This window comes from Streptomyces anulatus (assembly GCF_014650675.1).
Lineage (GTDB): Bacteria > Actinomycetota > Actinomycetes > Streptomycetales > Streptomycetaceae > Streptomyces > Streptomyces anulatus.
Genome location: NZ_BMVK01000015.1, coordinates 108,401 through 123,604, shown reverse-complemented (window position 1 = coordinate 123,604; position 15,204 = coordinate 108,401). Strand labels below are relative to the sequence as shown.

Genomic DNA, 15,204 nt, shown 5'->3' with positions numbered 1-15,204 from the left:
ACCATGGCAGAGAACGAGGACGTCCGCCCCTACCGGTACGACGGCACCGACCGGAAGATCCACAACGTCGACGCCCGCACCTTGCGGGCCATCGCGCACCCCCTCCGGATGCGGCTGCTGAAAGCGCTGCGGGAGTCCGGCCCCGCCACCGCCTCCAAGCTCGGCGAGCGGCTGGGCGAGTCGAGCGGCGCGACCAGCTACCACCTGCGCCAGTTGGCCGAGTCCGGCTTGGTCGAGGACGCCCCGGAGCTGGGCAAGGGCCGCGAACGCTGGTGGCGGGCCGCCCACGACGGCTCGACCGTCGAGAGCGCCGAGTTCCGGACGCACGCCGACCCCGAGGTGCGCGGGGCCATCGGCTTCCTCCTCCACGAGACGGCCACGAGCCACGCCCAGGAGCTGAACACCTGGCTGGGCACGATGGACGACTGGCCGGACGAGTGGCAACGCAGCTGGGACATGAGCGACTTCACGATCCGTCTCACCCCCGAGCTGGCACTGGAGCTGGCCAAGAAGGCCCAGGAGCTCGTGGAGAGCTACCGGGGCCGCGTCCCCGACGGCACCGAGGGCTCGGCCGTCGTCCGCACCCATCTGCACACCTTCCCGCGCTCCTCCGAATGAGCGCCGCGAAGCCAACAGCCCACCACCCGAAGGGAATCGCCTTATGCATGCCGACGTACACCACCTCCTGCACACCGCCCGGGCGTCCGAACTCCATTGCCGGGCAACGGCGTTCCGCCTTCCCCGCACGAGTCTCCGCAGCCGCGTCGGCTGGACCCTGGTCGAGGTCGGCCTCCGGCTGACGCAGAGCCGGGACACGGCCGCGACCTCCGCGCCCCGCGCGGGCGCGTTCCGTACCGCGTAACGGCCCCACGACGGCCCTACGACCATCTCGGCCATCCCGGCCATCTCCGGGGAGACACCGCCATGGGGAACCGCACCCCGCTCGCCGCCACGCTCGCGGCCAACTCCATTTCCACCGCAGGCACTTCACTGACCCTGATCGGCGTCCCCTGGTTCGTCCTGGAGACCACCGGCAGCGCGGGCCGGGCCGGGCTCGTCGCCTTCTGCGCCACCCTGCCGATCGTCGTCGCCGCGCTGATCGGCGGACCGGTCATCGACCGGATCGGCCGCCGCCGGGTCGCCATCGCCTCCGACGCCGTGTGCGCGTCGGCCATCGCCGCGATCCCGCTGCTGCACTTCGCCGGCGTCCTCGACTTCTGGATGCTGTGCGCGCTGATGGCGGTCAACGGATTCGCCCACACCCCGGGCAACACCGCGCGCTACGTCCTGATCCCGGATCTGGCCGCGCACGCCGGCACCACGCTCCCCCGGGCCGCCAGCCTCTTCGACGCGGTCTCGCGCGGGGCCCGGATGGTGGGCGCGGCGCTGGCCGGCGTCCTCATCGCCTTCGCCGGCGCGGAGACGGCCCTGCTGCTGGACGCGGCGACGTTCGCCCTGTCGGCCCTGCTGATCGCCGCAGGAGTACGGGGCATCCGCGCGGCCGAGCCGCGGAAGGCCGAGGCCCCGGTCTCGCTCCGCGCCTACGGCTCCGAACTCCGCGAGGGATACACCCACTTGCTGGGCAACCGGCTGCTGCTGGCGATCGTGGTCATGGTGATGTTCATGAACGGCACCGACCAGGGCTGGTACGCGGTCCTGCTCCCGGTGCACGCGGAGGCCGAGCTGGGCGGCGCGACCGCCATCGGGCTGCTCACCGCGATGTTCGGGGCGGGCGGGCTGGTGGGGGCCCTGCTGTACGGGGCGGTGGGGCACCGGTTCTCACGGCGGACGGTGTTCACGGTGTGCGTGATCCTGTGCGGCGCGCCGAGGTTCCTGGTCGCGGCGGCGACCGGGACGACGCTCCCGCTCGCGGTGACGATGCTGCTCGGCGGGATCGCGGGCGGGGTGCTGAACCCGATCCTGACGACGGTCGTCTACGAGCGCGTGCCGGACCGGCTGCGCAGCCGGGTGTCGGGGGCACTGACGGCAGGCTGCGAGTTCGCGATGCCGCTGGGCGGGCTCGCGGCCGGGCTGCTGGTGGAGGGCGCCGGGGTGACGGCGGCGCTGCTGCTGATGGGCGGGGTCTACTTCCTGGCCACGCTGAGCCCGCTGGTGTTCCCGTCCTGGCGGACGCTGGACGACGCACCGGCGGCGGAGACCGCGGATTCCCCGGGGCCCTCCGCGGAGCCGCGGGTCAGCAGCCCGGCACCTTCCCGCCCGTCTCCAGGGCCTTGAGCGAGCCGACCGCGTCCTTCAGCGTGGAGACGGGCACGATCCGCAGCCCTTCGGGCCGCTCGGCCTCGGCCTGGGCGCACTCGGCCTTCGGGACGAGGAAGACGCTCGCCCCGTCGCGGTGGGCGGCCTGGGTCTTCATCGACACCCCGCCGACCGCGCCGACCTTGCCGTCCGCGCTGATCGTCCCCGTACCGGCGATGGTGCGGCCACCGGTGAGGTCGCCGCCGGAGCCGTTGCCGTCGAGCTTGTCGATGATGCCGAGGGAGAGGAAGAGACCGGCGCTCGGGCCGCCGATGTCGCCGAGGTCCACCTCGACCCGCATCGAACCGGGCTCGCGGTCCAGGTAGTTCAGGGCGGCGTCGACGGCGACGTTCTGCGACTGCTCCATGTCGTCGAGGTTGTGCTGCTCGATCTCCTTCTCGGAGCCGCCGGTGGGGTAGACGGAGTCGCGCGGCATGACCGCCCGGTCGGCACGGAACCAGCCGTCGATCACCTCGCCGATACGGACGTCCGCCTTCGGGCCGGTGGCGAGGATCGTCGTCATCCTCAGCTGCCCGTCGGTGGGCCGGGTCTCGGCGCCGGTGATGGTGATCACCGGCCGCCCGTCGTCCTTGCCGAGCACGTCCGCGGTCACCCCGGGCCGGGCCAGGGTGAACGGCAGCGGCGCGAAGGCCGCCGTACCGAAGAGGGCGAGGACGGGCAGCGCGCAGAGGGCGAGGACGCGGGGGCGCGTGAGACGAGTGAGCACGCACCCAATCTAACCGCCGCCCACCGGCCGGAACGCGCCCGGCGTACGCCGCCCCGCGCCCCTGGACGACGTTCCGCCCTCACGCGCTCACGCCCTCGGCGCCTACCGCAGCGCGTCGGCCACTTCCCGGGCGGCGTCGAGCACGCGGGGCCCGACCCGTTCCGGTACGGCGTCGGCGAGCATGACGACACCGACGCTGCCCTCCACGCCCGAGACCCCGACCAGGGGCGCGGCCGCCCCGCTGGCCCCGGCCTCGAGCTCGCCGTGGGTGAGGGTGTAGCCGGGGTGTCCGGCCTCCGTCGTCTGCCGGGCGGACAGGATGGCCCGGCCCGCCGCGCCCCGGTCCAGCGGATGCCGGAAGCCGGCCCGGTAGGCGACGTGGTAGTCGGTCCAGGTGGGCTCGACGACGGCGACCGCGAGGGCGTCGCTGCCGTCGACGAGGGTGAGATGGGCGGTGGCCCCTATGTCCTCGGCCAGGGAGCGCAGCGCGGGCAGCGCGGCTTCCCGGACGAGCGGATGCACCTGTCGGCCGAGCCGCAGCACACCGAGGCCGACCCGGGCGCGGCCGCCCAGATCGCGGCGTACCAGGGCGTGCTGTTCCAGGGTGGCGAGCAAACGGTAGACGACGGTCCGGTTGACTCCGAGCTTGTTGGACAACTCGGTGACGGTCAGGCCGTGATCGGTGTCGGCGAGCAGTTTGAGGACGCGCAGTCCTCGGTCGAGCGTCTGGGAGGTCTCCGCTGTCACGACGCCCTCTCCTCTTCGGGGTGAGCGACGACGGTCCTGCTCCGGCGGGGTTGCGACGCCGGTCCCAGCGGCGACGCACGGAGAGGCCGCCGGCCTGGCAAGGCACCGGCTGCGCTCCGCGGCGGCGTTGCCACGGGGCGTTCATATGGCGGGGACAGTAGCGAGCCAGTCCGCTCAGCGGAAGTCCTCGTCCAGAATCCGGTCTCCGCACCTGGAGCCCGGGAACGGCGCGCACATAAGGGCCGGTCAGCGGGACGACGTCCGGAAAGCGAACATCTACGCGCGTTCACGTGTCACGACACCGCCGCACGGCGCGTCCACGGATGTGAACCAACGTTAACAGTGCGTGAACGGCCACCGTGAAAATTTCCCGGCGCCGACGACCGGAAACATCTCCGCCGGTCCCGGGAGCACCGCCCCGGATGCCCGGGAACGCCGTCGGCCCGCACGGAGAGGGAACCTCCGTACGGGCCGACGAAACGGACGGCGCCGGGTCACGTCATCCGGGTCGCCCACTCCTGGACCTTCGCGATGCGCTGCTGGATCTGGTGCGCGGTGGCCTCCGCGCTCGGGGGGCCGCCGCAGACGCGGCGCAGTTCGTTGTGGATCACCCCGTGGGGCTTGCCGCTCTGGTGCGTGTAGGCGGAGACCGTGGTGTTGAGCTGCTTGCGCAGACTCAGCAGTTGCTTGTGGGTGACCACGGGCCGGGCCTCGGCGGGCTTCTCCAGGAGGTCGGCCTCCTCGGCCGGCTTCTGGCGGCTGTGCGCGATCTGCCGGCTCTGCCGCTTCTGGAGGAGGAGCTGGACCTGGTCCGGTTCGAGGAGCCCGGGGATGCCGAGGTAGTCCTGCTCCTCCTCGGAGCCGGGGTGGGCCTGCATGCCGAACTCGGCGCCGTCGTACAGCACCCGGTCGAAGACCGCGTCGGACTCCAGCGCCTCGAAGGGCAGCTGCTCCTCGGTCTCCTCGTCCTCCAGCCTCTCCGCGTCGGCGAGGAGCTTGTCCTCCTCCGAGAACGGGTTCTCCTCGTCGCTGCCCTTCTTCGGCTTGTCGAGCACGTGGTCGCGCTCGACCTCCATCTCGTTGGCGAAGTCGAGGAGCATCGGGATCGTCGGCACGAAGACGGACGCGGTCTCGCCGCGCCTGCGGGACCGCACGAAGCGGCCGACGGCCTGGGCGAAGAAGAGCGGCGTGGAGATGGTGGTCGCGTAGACGCCGACGGCGAGGCGGGGCACGTCGACGCCCTCGGACACCATGCGGACCGCGACCATCCAGCGCGACTCGTCCGCGCTGAACTTGTCGATCTTCTTGGAGGCGGCCTTCTCGTCGGAGAGGACCACGGTCGGCGTCTCGCCGGTGACCTTCTTGAGGATCTTGGCGTACGCGCGTGCCGACTCCTGGTCGGTCGCGATGACGAGGCCGCCCGCGTCGGGGATGCCCTTGCGGACCTCGGTGAGCCGCTTGTCGGCGGCGGAGAGCACGTTGGGGATCCACTCGCCGGTGGGCGCCAGCGCGGTGCGCCAGGCCTGCCCGATGGCGTCCTTGGTCATCGGCTCGCCGAGCCGGGCGGCGATCTCGTCGCCGGCCTTGGTGCGCCAGCGCATGTTGCCGCTGTAGCTGAGGAAGATGACCGGGCGGACGACGCCGTCGGCGAGCGCGTTGCCGTAGCCGTAGGTGTAGTCGGCGGAGGAGCGGCGGATGCCGTCGTTGCCCTCCTCGTACGCGACGAACGGGATCGGGTTGGTGTCCGACCGGAACGGCGTACCGGTCAGCGCGAGCCGCCGGGTCGCCGGGTCGAACGCCTCCTGGCAGGCCTCGCCCCAGGACTTCGAGTCACCGGCGTGGTGGATCTCGTCGAGGATCACGAGCGTCTTGCGCTGCTCGCAGCGGTTGCGGTGCAGCATCGGACGGACGCCGACACCGGCGTACGTCACGGCGACCCCGTGGTAGTCCTTGCTCAGCGGGCCGGCGCTGTACTCGGGGTCGAGCCTGATCCCTATCCGCGCGGCCGCCTCCGCCCACTGCTTCTTGAGGTGCTCGGTCGGGGCGACGACGGTGATCTGTTGCACGACATGGTGGTGCAGCAGCCACGACGCGAGGGTCAGCGCGAACGTGGTCTTGCCGGCGCCGGGCGTGGCGACGGCGAGGAAGTCGCGCGGCTGCTCCTGGATGTACCTCTCCATGGCGCCCTGCTGCCAGGCTCGCAGCTTGCCGGCGGTGCCCCAGGGGGCGCGGCCGGGAAAGGCGGGTGAGAGGTGGTGGGAGGCGGTGGTAGTAGTCACGGTCTCCGGTTCGGGGCTCTCGGGTACGTGGGGTGCTGTCCGCACCGGACCCGGCCCTTGATCGGCCCGGCCCGCGATACGACAACCGGGCCACCCTACCGGTGGGCCGGTGGAGAACCCGTACGAACGAGCCGCGCCGCAGCCAACGAGACGGTGTTCACATCGCGGCGACGACCAGCTTTCGCAGCCCCTGGGAGATCAGCTTGATCTCGTCCGTCCCACCCGTGGCGACGTCGATGACCGGTGGGGCCAGAGTGGTACCGCCGCTACTTCTCCCGTACGGCGACCCGGGTCGCCACCCACGCCCCCACCAGCGCCACCCCCGCCATCGGCAGGAACACGGCGGCGAATGCGCCCGGGTGCGAGCCGGAGGCCCCGGCCTCCACCGCCCCGTGCGCGGCCGCGCCCACCGCCCCGCCGCCGAGCGCGGCGAAGGCCGCGCCGCCGCCGGCCAGGAGCAGCACGTTGGAGAGCCCGTCGGATATCTGGAGGGCGGCGGAGTTGGAGCCCGCCTCCTCCGGGGCCGACAGCTTCAGCAGCAGGACGCTGGTGGAGGCGATCACCATGCCCATCCCGAAGCAGCCGAAGGCCCAGGCGACGGCGACGGTCCAGACCGGGACCCCCTCGATCAGCACGGAGGGCGCCACCGCGATCGAGGCGGCGACCAGCACCATGCCGCTGACCATCAGCCGCTCCCGGTGGGGCTCCATCCGGGGCCGGGACTGTACGAACGAACCGAGCGCCCAGGTCGCCCCGCCCACGGCCAGCGAGAGCCCGGCCATCGTCGGGGACAGTCCGCGCTGGGTGACCAGCATCAGCGGTACGAAGGACTCGGCGGCGATGAACGACCCGGCGGCGACCCCGCGCAGCAGCACCACCGAGGGCAGCCCGCGCGCCGCCCGTACGGTCCCGGTGGGCAGCAGCCCGCGGACGGCGGGCACAAGCAGGGCGACGCCGAGGGCGGCCGGCAGGAGGGCGAGCCAGTTCAGCTCCTGCCCCGCGTACTGGAGCAGCCCCGCCCCGGCCGAGATCCCCAGCGCGAGCCGGATCCGGCGGCGGTCGTACGGTTCGGTGGCGGCGGCCGGGTCCGCGGGTCCGGAGGCCGTCCGCCGGATCGCCGGGAGGGCCAGGACGAGCGGGATCACGATGAGGACCGGGATGCCGACGAAGACCCAGCGCCAGCCGAGGTGCTCGGTCACCGTCCCGGAGGCGAGCGGCCCGACGACGGAGGGGATCACCCAGCTCGCGGCGAACGCCGCCAGGATCGCGGGCCTGATGCGCTCCGGGTAGGCCCGCCCGATGACCACGTACAGGGCGACGATCACCAGCCCGCCGCCGAGCCCCTGGACCGCCCGGCCCGCGATGAAGACCCACATGCTGGTGGCCGCCCCGGAGAGCAGCAGGCCGACGCCGAACGCGGTGATCCCGGTGGCGAGCGGCTGGAGCGGCCCGCGCCGGTCGGCCCACTGCCCGGAGAGGACCATGGCGAACAGGCTGGTGGTGAAGTACGCGGAGAAGGCGAACGCGTAGAGAGGGATCCCGTTCAGCTCACGCGCGGCGACCGGCATGGCCGTGCCGACCGCCGTGGCCTCGAACGCGATGAGGAACACCACGGAGACGATGCCGATGCTGAGCGCCCGGTAGGTGCGCCCGAGGACCCCTTCGACGGCTGCGAGGGGGATGTCGGACAGCGGGTCCGGGGAGTGATCGTCGGTCGCGGGCGGCGCGAGGTGTGCGGCATCGGCGCCGTCACGCGGTTCGAGGGCGGTCATGGGCCCAGCGTAAGGGGCATGGAGCGGTTTGAACCCTGTCCAGGTGCGTACCGCACTCGGCCCTTGGTCGTAGGTCCCGAGCCCCGGACCCGGACCCGGATGTGAACGGCGTATGGCAGTCGCGTTGCGGCCCGGCCGGATTCCTTGAGGCGGCGGACGGCGGGCCGTAGCGTCGTGGACGTAACAGCGGCACCGCACCACGCCCGACCGTGTGCCCGAGAGGCTCAGGGGCTCGACTGCAACTCGAGTTACACCGGTTCGAATCCGGTCACGGTCTCCATCGCGAACCGGCCGTCCCCACGACAGGGGGCGGCCGGTTCGCCTTGCGCCGGGCGGTCGGTCAGCCGGCCTTCAGGGCCTTCATCACGTCACGGGTGTCGCTGATCAGATCGCCCCGGTAGGCGAGCATCTCCGGCTGGTCCACCACGTCGGGCAGACCGTTCCTTCCGCTGTCGATGTCCGGAGGAGACATCCAGGAGGACAGGGTCAGCGTCACGACGGCACCGCCTTCCACCACCTGCACGCGCATGGACTCGTCCTCCATGATCAGCAGATAGGCCAGATCACCGAGGTCCGGTACGCGCTCCACCCGGTCCACGCCCACGTCGTCGATCTCCGTCAGCGTGCTGCTCGCCTCGAACTCGGGGCGCGGGTCGGTCTCCTTGTGCAACTCGGCCGTGAGGGACGCCTGATAACCGGTGGACCAGCCCGAGGCCTCCGCGCCGTCCGGCGCCCGGACCGCCGCCACCGTGAAGTCGACGGTGCAGCGGATGCGGCGGAGGGCGGGGTGCTCGATGCCGTCCAGTTCGGTCGACGGCTCGGCCGCCGGCTCCCCCACCGCCTCGGCGAGCGCCTTCAGCTCCACCGCCGCGCAGGAGTCGGACTCCACGCGGTAGCCCCGCGGGTCGGGCTTCCGGTCGCCGCCGATCCCGTACGCGAAGACCGCCGTCGCCCACACCGCCGACGCCACCACCGCTCCGGCGGCGGCCCACAGCAGGCCCTGCCCCCGGCGTCGGCCGCCGGCCACGGGTCCCTGCCCCGGATCGAACCCGCTCACCACGTCCGGGGGCGCATCCGACCCGGGCTCGCCCACCAGTTCCGGCTCAGTGATCACGTGCGGGCTCTCCCTTGTTCGGACAACGGTACGAACTTTTGGCCGGGTTCGGCCCTTCGGGGGCATTCTCCGGCTATCCGGGCCGGCCCGGAAGTGTCCGCGTGCTCCCGTCGCTCGGAGAGCCTCTCGCTCCGGCAGGGGACGCGAAGGGCCCGCACGGAACCGGGAAGCCGGGGGTTCGCGTGCGGGGCCGCTCACAGCGCGTGGGCCGTCAGACAGCGTCCAGAGAGTACGTACCCGTGCCGTCCTGCCTGCCGCTGGAGTACTGGCGGACGAACTCCCCGTCCGCGTAACGGTCGTGGCCCATCATGGATCCGGTGTACCGCACACAGCCACACCTCACCGGGTCACGCGGGATCCAGCGACGGCCGGGCCTCCAGCCCCCTGCGACCGCCGGACAGCCCGCTCACGCGGAAGGGGGCAGCGCGGAGGGAATGACGGGAGCTTTCGCGCAACCCATCTCTTCCGTGACCGAGCGCGCGAACGTGCTCAGCAGTTTCCACCGTAGCTCCGTTCCCAGACTCGCCCCCGCCACGTCGAACTGGAGTGGCAGGTCGGACGGCTGGGAGGCGATAGCGCCGGGCACGGCGCATTCCGCAACCAATCGCATTCGGGCCGGCCCAGGCTCCGGTTGCACGTAAACCGATTCGTTCGCTCGACGCCACGTGCGACTGTTCTCCGGGCTGTCCATCATTCCCAGGGAGAGGATGGACCACTTCACCGACACATCGACGGTGCCGCTGATGCGATCACCTTCGAAAGCGTCCATTCTGCAGCCGGTGTAGAGGGTGTGCTGCAGATCCGACTCCTGCCACCGCTTCGCCTCCCGTACGAGGCGATCCGCCAGCACATCGGTCTTAGGTGTCCCGCTCACCTCGACGTCATCGCCGCCCGTCCGCTTGACCGCCGCCTCCACGTTCCCCGCACCGAGCAACGCCTTGCACTGCCCCAGTTCCGGTGATTCCGTACGGTCCTCGCCCCCGGAACACCCGGAGAGGAGACCACCGATAACCAGGACCGTTGTTACTGTCATCCGATTCCCATGGCGGCGCAGCATCGTCACTTGACCCTCCCCGCATCACTGACCGCATCCTTACCGTTCCCGTAATAGGTCTCAATATCCAATCCAAGCTGCCGCTTCTCGTCAGCCGACAGCCCAATTTCGTCCGCGTAGTTGAGCAGGGGCGTGACAGCCCCGCGCTCCCCCTCGGCCTTAAACTTGTCAACCCCGGTCAACGCTTCGTCATTATTGTCGTACTCGCGCTGCTTCAGGTAATCCATCGTCTCACCGGCGTATCCGGTACTAATTGCCGAGGAAGCGGTATCCATAACGAGAGGAACCGCTGTAGCGGCCACGACTCCCGCAGCAGGACCCAGGACTACTGCAGTACCAACCCCCACCACAGCTCCTACGCCGGAACTGACGCCGAATTTCCTCCACTCGGCATCCTTCTCCATCTCCAGTATCTTGGCTTCTTCTTCGCCCTTGAACTGCTGATGGATGCCCTCGATGCGCGACTCATCGAGGATTCCATGCATCTTCGCCCCGCTGTATCCGAAGTGCAATCCGAGTTCCTGACGCTCGGCCCCGAATTCCTTGAGCCCACTCGCCTCGTACATCTGCTGCGCCGACGACAACGACCTCCAGCCCTCTTCATCGGCTGCCACCACACTCATGAACCGCCGCGTCGCGGCCTCGCCGAAGTCAGTCCGCTTGGAACCATCGCTGCTGTTCACGAACAGATCGTCACGCCCGAGTTCGTCACCCGCCGACCCGAAGTTGTACGTGGAGTAGTTGAGGTCGTCGATGTACGCGGCCCCCATACGGCCCAAGTTGTCCTTCAGCGCCTCATGCCGGCCGAGCAGGCCCGAATCCGACCCGTAGCTGTCGATCACGTTCTTCATGATGTCCGCCGTCACCTCGTCCCGCTTGAGCGTGGGCGAGGGGTCGTCCCAGGCATGCCCGGTGGTAGCCGCCTCCAATGCCTTACCAAGCGCATCAGGCATGTATTGCGTGGACTTCTTTGCGTCATCAGGGTCATGGCCCGTCACGTCACAGAACGGGTCATATTCCTCATTCTGGAAAAATTCCAGGTAACTAGTGGCCTCCCGCTCCTTCCCGTCCTCGCCCTTGACCTTCCCGAGGTCAGCGTCACCGCTCTTCGGGGTGCCGTCCTCGTTGTACGCGGTGGGCTCGGCGGAGAAGAACTGCTTTGCCGCCTCCGGGCTGTGCCCCAAGGCTTCCAGCATGCTGTTCACCGGGTCGTAGCCGGAGCCATTGACACCCGAGGGGTTGAACGGGTTCTCCGGGCCACCGGGTATGCCCTTCGACGCGTAGAAGAAGTCATGGTCCTTCTGCCTCAGCTGGACCACATGCTCGGCAATGGGATTGAGGAACTTGGGGGCGTAGTTCCCGTACCGCATGATGCCGCCGAGCAGCTGATAGCCGAACGGCCCGCCGTAGTCGTTCTTGGCGAGCGGAATGCGTTCCGTCCCCAGCTTGCGGAGCTCCGGCCCCCACTCCGCCGAGAACGCCTTGTCGTGGGAGGCGGTGGCCAGGTTAAGGCCGAGGTTGCGCTGGAGTTCCTGCACGTCCGCCAGGCGGGTCTTGTCGACCTTGGCGTAGTCGTGCGTGTCCGTGGCGAGCTGACCGAAGAAGGCGAGGGACTTCTCCGGGCCGAGCTTCTCGTAGAAGTTCTTCGCGAACTCCGGCGACTTTCCGTTGTCGCGCAGCAGCTCGTTCAGCGACAGGAGTTCGGTGTGGGTGAGGTCGCGGCCCTTGGCGGCCAGGGCAGCGGCCCGGCCCGCCTCCTCCTGGTCGAACTTCGTGTACTTCGGGGCGCTGAAGTCCTTGCGGTCGGTGACGTTGGCCTCGAGGGAGTTCTTGAAGGCCACATCGGTGTCGTTGCAGTTGTCGACGATGAGGTCGATCCTCTTCTGCCACGACTCGATGTTCTCCCTCTCCTGCTGGAGGTACTTACTGAAGTCGGGGTCGTGGCGCGCCGTGTTGTCCTCGGAGATCGGGGAACGCGCCGTGACCCTGCCCCTGCCGTCCACCCGCATACCGGCCGCGGGCCCCTCGTGTTCCCGGATGTTGACCAGGTCGTCCTTGGCCTTCTTGAAGGCCGTGTAGCCCTCTTCCAGCAGCGTCTTGACACCCTTGGCCTCGGCCGCGGCGTCCGCGAACTCCTTGGCGGTCTTGCCGATGAACTCCCTGGTGACCCCGGCGTTGAGGCCCTCCCAGCTCGCCTTGTTCGCCTTCGCCTTCATCCCGTCGGATGCCTGGGTGGCGAGCTTGTCCAGATTGGTCGCCATCTCCGACCAGTCGTCGGCCGCGGCCTTCAGCTTTGCCAGCGGGGCTTCGACGATGTCTTCGTATTGCAGCATGCGCGCGCTCCCCCGAGCCCTACTTCATGTATTCCGAGAGCTTGGAGATCGATGACAGATCCCCACCGATCTTCACGTCGTCCTTCGAGTGCAGAGCCTTGGTGTAGTCCAGGTGGTTCGAGATGTGCGCACAGGAATCCAGCAGCGTCTTCAGATGCGTCTGCCAGAAGTCATGCACCTTCAGCACCGCCGCACCGCTCGCGAAGTTGCCGTTGGTGAGCGCGATCGCCGCGTCGAAGGTGGCCGGACGGGCGTGGTCACCGTCCTTCGACAGCTTCGTCCTCAGCTCATAGGCGTCATTACCGATAGCACCGAGATCATCCCGGTTCACCACCAGATCGGCCGAACCCCCGCCCCCCTGGGCCGGTGCGCTGTTGATCTGCATGGTGCCTCGCTCGGCCGCCGCCGCGCGCAGTTCGGCCCATTCCTTCTCGAACGTCACGAATTCCCCAAGTCCGCTTGCGTAGACCGCTTCATCGGAGGAACGCGGCCACCAGCCCGCTCACCGTATCGGGTTCATCCCCGCACGGGTTGAGCGAAGGGCGAAGACTGTTCACCTGGGCGCCGCCACCGCCGCCTGCGGCCTGATCGGCAGGCGGTTCACCGGGCGGCCCGTCGCCGAGCGGACCGCCGAGGCGACCGCCGCGGGGGCCGTGACGACCGGGACGGCCGAGGCCGGCTTCGCGCCGAACGGGGCCACCACGTCGCGTTCCTCGACCAGCTTCACGATGCGGATGTCCGGGGCGTCCAGCGAGGTCGGGAGCGCGTAGCCGGTCAGGTCGGGGTGGCGGATCAGGCCTCGGGCGGTGCGGAGGTTCTCCGTGAGGGCCGCGCCGATGCCCTGGGTGATGCCCGCCTCGATGCGGATCGCCAGCTGGGCCGGGTTCAGGACGCGGCCGACGTCCTGGGCGACCGCCATCTCCACCACGCGGACCGAGCCGAGCTCGATGTCGACGTCGACCACCGCCCGTACCGCGCAGAACGCGAGGCCGACGAACGCGTCGCCCTGGCCGGACTCGTCCAGCGGTTCCGTGGGATGGGGGCGGCACTGGGCCGTGGCCCAGAGTTCCTTGCCGTCCAGCTCCTCGGTGACCGTCGTGGACAGCACGCCGTCGTACGAGGTGATCTTGCCGTCGGCAATCTGGAGCAGCTCGGTGGACATGCCGAACTTGTGGGCCAGCGGCTGGAGGAGCTGGGTGCGGACCATCTTCGCCGCACGCTCCACCGCCCCGCCCGACACCCAGGTGTGGCGGCCGTGCGTCGCCGGGCCCGCCGGGGGCTGGTCGGTGTCGACGGCGGCCACATGGACCTCTTCGATGCCCAGGGTCTCCTGGACGATCTGGCGGGCGAGGGTGGTGAAGCCCTGGCCCGTCTCCACCGCCGCGCAGATCACCGTGGCCACGCCGTCGTGCACCCGGACCGTGGCCGTGGAGACCTCGTCCGTGCCCTCGGCCCCGAGCATGTGCACCATGCCCAGGCCGTAGCCCACGCCCCGGCGCACCGCTCCGGGCTCCCCCGCGCCCTCGGGGCCGCCCGGCAGCAGCCAGTCGTCCTCCGGGGCGTCCTTGGGGAGGGAGGGGAGGGGGTAGTCGCGGACGGCCTGGAGCAGTTCGGCCACGGGGGCCGGGCAGGTCACCGTCTGGCCCGTGGGCAGGATGTCGCCCGTGGAGAGGGTGTTGCGCAGGCGCAGTTCGGCCGGGTCGATGCCCAGCTTGGCGGCCAGCTTGTCCATCTGGCCCTCGTACGCCGCGCAGACCTGCATCGCGCCCTCGCCGCGTACGTGACCGGAGGGCGGGTTGTTCGTGCGGACCGCCCAGCCCTCGATGAAGGCGTGCGGAACGACGTAGGGGCCGCAGGCGAAGGCCACCGCGGCGGCCAGGGATTCGGAGGAGGCGTCGGCGTACGCGCCCGCGTCCAGGAGGATCTGGGCCTCCACCTTGACCAGCCGGCCCTCCGCGTCCGCGTGGTGGCGGTAGCGCAGGAGGGTGGGGTGGCGGTGGGTGTGGCCGAGGAAGGACTCCTCGCGGCTCGCGGCCAGCTTCACCGGGCAGCCGGTGCGCAGCGCGAGCAGGCCCAGCGGGATCTGGAAGCCCGGGTCCTCGCGGTCGCCCGTCGCGCCCGGCACCCCGGTCACGACGACCTTGACCCGGTCCGGTTCCAGGCCGAAGCAGGCGGCGATCAGGTCGCGGTCGGTGTGCGGGTCGGTGGAGGCGGTGTAGATCTCCACGCCGCCGTCGGGCCTCGGCACGGCGAGGCCGGCCTCCGCGCCGATCGGGGCGGGGTCCTGGCGGCCGATGCGGTACAGGCCCTCGACGACGACCTCACCGGTCGCCTCCGCGTCGCCGTAACGGAGGGGGATGTGGCGGATCAGGTTGCCGTCGGGGTGCAGCGGCTCGGCCGCGAACGCCTTCTCCGGGTCCGTGACCGGCTCCAGCACCTCGTACCGTACGGCGATGGCGGCGGCGGCCAGCCGTGCGGTGTCGGGGTGGTCGGCGGCGACCGCGGCGATCGGCTCGCCGTGGTGGCGGACCAGGTCGGAGGCGAACACCGGACGGTCCACGACGTGGCGGCCGTAGTTGCTGTCCCCCGGCACGTCCTCGTGCGTGACGACCGCGCGCACCCCGGGCATCTCCTCGGCGCCCGAGGTGTCGATGGACAGGATCCGCGCGTGCGGGTGCGGGGAGCGCAGCACGGCCGCCCACAGCAGGCCCTCGGCCCAGAGGTCCGCGGCGTACGGGAAGGTGCCCTCGGTCTTCGCACGGGCGTCGGCGGCCGGCAGTGAGGCGCCGAGGCCCAGCAGGGGCGGTGCCTCGTCCGGGCCGGAACCCGCGCCCGGTCCGCCGCCGATGGCGTCGATCCTGGGCAGGCTGGTGCTGGTCGCGTTGGCCGCGGTGGCCGCGTCGCTGCTCACGCCGCCTCCTT

The 15,204-nt window shown here is 70.6% G+C and carries 12 protein-coding genes and 1 tRNA gene; 4 read left to right on the top strand and 9 right to left on the bottom strand.

The annotated features are described in order from the left end of the window. Positions 1–3 precede the first annotated feature (3 nt). The 3 genes from IE272_RS29565 (at position 4) to IE272_RS29555 (ending at position 2,235) form a co-directional block, all read left to right on the top strand. Positions 4–618 (top strand): ArsR/SmtB family transcription factor, encoded by a 615-nt coding sequence (locus IE272_RS29565; protein ID WP_050359666.1) that lies wholly within the window; start codon positions 4–6, stop codon positions 616–618. 43 nt (positions 619–661) lie between these two features. Continuing rightward, a complete protein-coding gene (locus IE272_RS29560) occupies positions 662–862 on the top strand; it encodes a hypothetical protein (RefSeq protein ID WP_057663192.1) in 201 nt (66 codons plus the stop codon). Between the two features lie 62 nt (positions 863–924). Further along, positions 925–2,235 (top strand): MFS transporter, encoded by a 1,311-nt coding sequence (locus IE272_RS29555; protein WP_190008876.1) that lies wholly within the window; start codon positions 925–927, stop codon positions 2,233–2,235. Here IE272_RS29555 and IE272_RS29550 read toward each other — a convergent pair. The 4 genes from IE272_RS29550 to IE272_RS29535 all read right to left on the bottom strand — a co-directional run bounded on the left by IE272_RS29550 (position 2,195) and on the right by IE272_RS29535 (position 7,781). Next, positions 2,195–2,983: a S16 family serine protease gene (locus tag IE272_RS29550; protein ID WP_050359663.1), complete on the bottom strand. Its 789-nt coding sequence runs from the start codon at positions 2,981–2,983 to the stop codon at positions 2,195–2,197. The genes IE272_RS29555 and IE272_RS29550 overlap by 41 nt on opposite strands. 102 nt (positions 2,984–3,085) lie before the next feature. Further along, positions 3,086–3,730: an IclR family transcriptional regulator gene (locus tag IE272_RS29545; RefSeq protein WP_018958460.1), complete on the bottom strand. Its 645-nt coding sequence runs from the start codon at positions 3,728–3,730 to the stop codon at positions 3,086–3,088. Between the two features lie 494 nt (positions 3,731–4,224). Beyond that, positions 4,225–6,009, bottom strand: a complete 1,785-nt coding sequence (locus IE272_RS29540) for a DEAD/DEAH box helicase (protein ID WP_073741280.1) — start codon at positions 6,007–6,009, stop codon at positions 4,225–4,227. A 266-nt stretch (positions 6,010–6,275) separates the two neighbouring features. Then, entirely contained in the window at positions 6,276–7,781 is a 1,506-nt protein-coding gene (locus tag IE272_RS29535) for an MFS transporter (protein WP_190008874.1), read from the bottom strand. Positions 7,782–7,986: 205 nt separating this feature from the next. Here IE272_RS29535 and IE272_RS29530 point away from each other — a divergent pair. Further along, positions 7,987–8,061, top strand: a tRNA-Cys gene (locus tag IE272_RS29530). Between the two features lie 60 nt (positions 8,062–8,121). Here IE272_RS29530 and IE272_RS29525 read toward each other — a convergent pair. From IE272_RS29525 to IE272_RS29505, 5 genes are all read right to left on the bottom strand, one after another. Next, positions 8,122–8,895, bottom strand: coding sequence for a hypothetical protein (locus IE272_RS29525; protein ID WP_057663195.1), 774 nt, complete (start codon positions 8,893–8,895; stop codon positions 8,122–8,124). 406 nt (positions 8,896–9,301) lie between these two features. Then, positions 9,302–9,958 (bottom strand): hypothetical protein, encoded by a 657-nt coding sequence (locus IE272_RS29520; RefSeq protein WP_143202801.1) that lies wholly within the window; start codon positions 9,956–9,958, stop codon positions 9,302–9,304. Beyond that, entirely contained in the window at positions 9,955–12,282 is a 2,328-nt protein-coding gene (locus tag IE272_RS29515) for a hypothetical protein (protein WP_190008872.1), read from the bottom strand. The genes IE272_RS29520 and IE272_RS29515 overlap by 4 nt, the downstream gene beginning before the upstream one ends. 19 nt (positions 12,283–12,301) lie before the next feature. Beyond that, positions 12,302–12,724, bottom strand: coding sequence for a hypothetical protein (locus tag IE272_RS29510; protein WP_056707324.1), 423 nt, complete (start codon positions 12,722–12,724; stop codon positions 12,302–12,304). A gap of 111 nt (positions 12,725–12,835) precedes the next feature. Beyond that, on the bottom strand, positions 12,836–15,193 hold the full coding sequence (locus IE272_RS29505) for a xanthine dehydrogenase family protein molybdopterin-binding subunit (RefSeq protein WP_098890857.1): 2,358 nt from the start codon (positions 15,191–15,193) through the stop codon (positions 12,836–12,838). Positions 15,194–15,204: the final 11 nt, after the last annotated feature.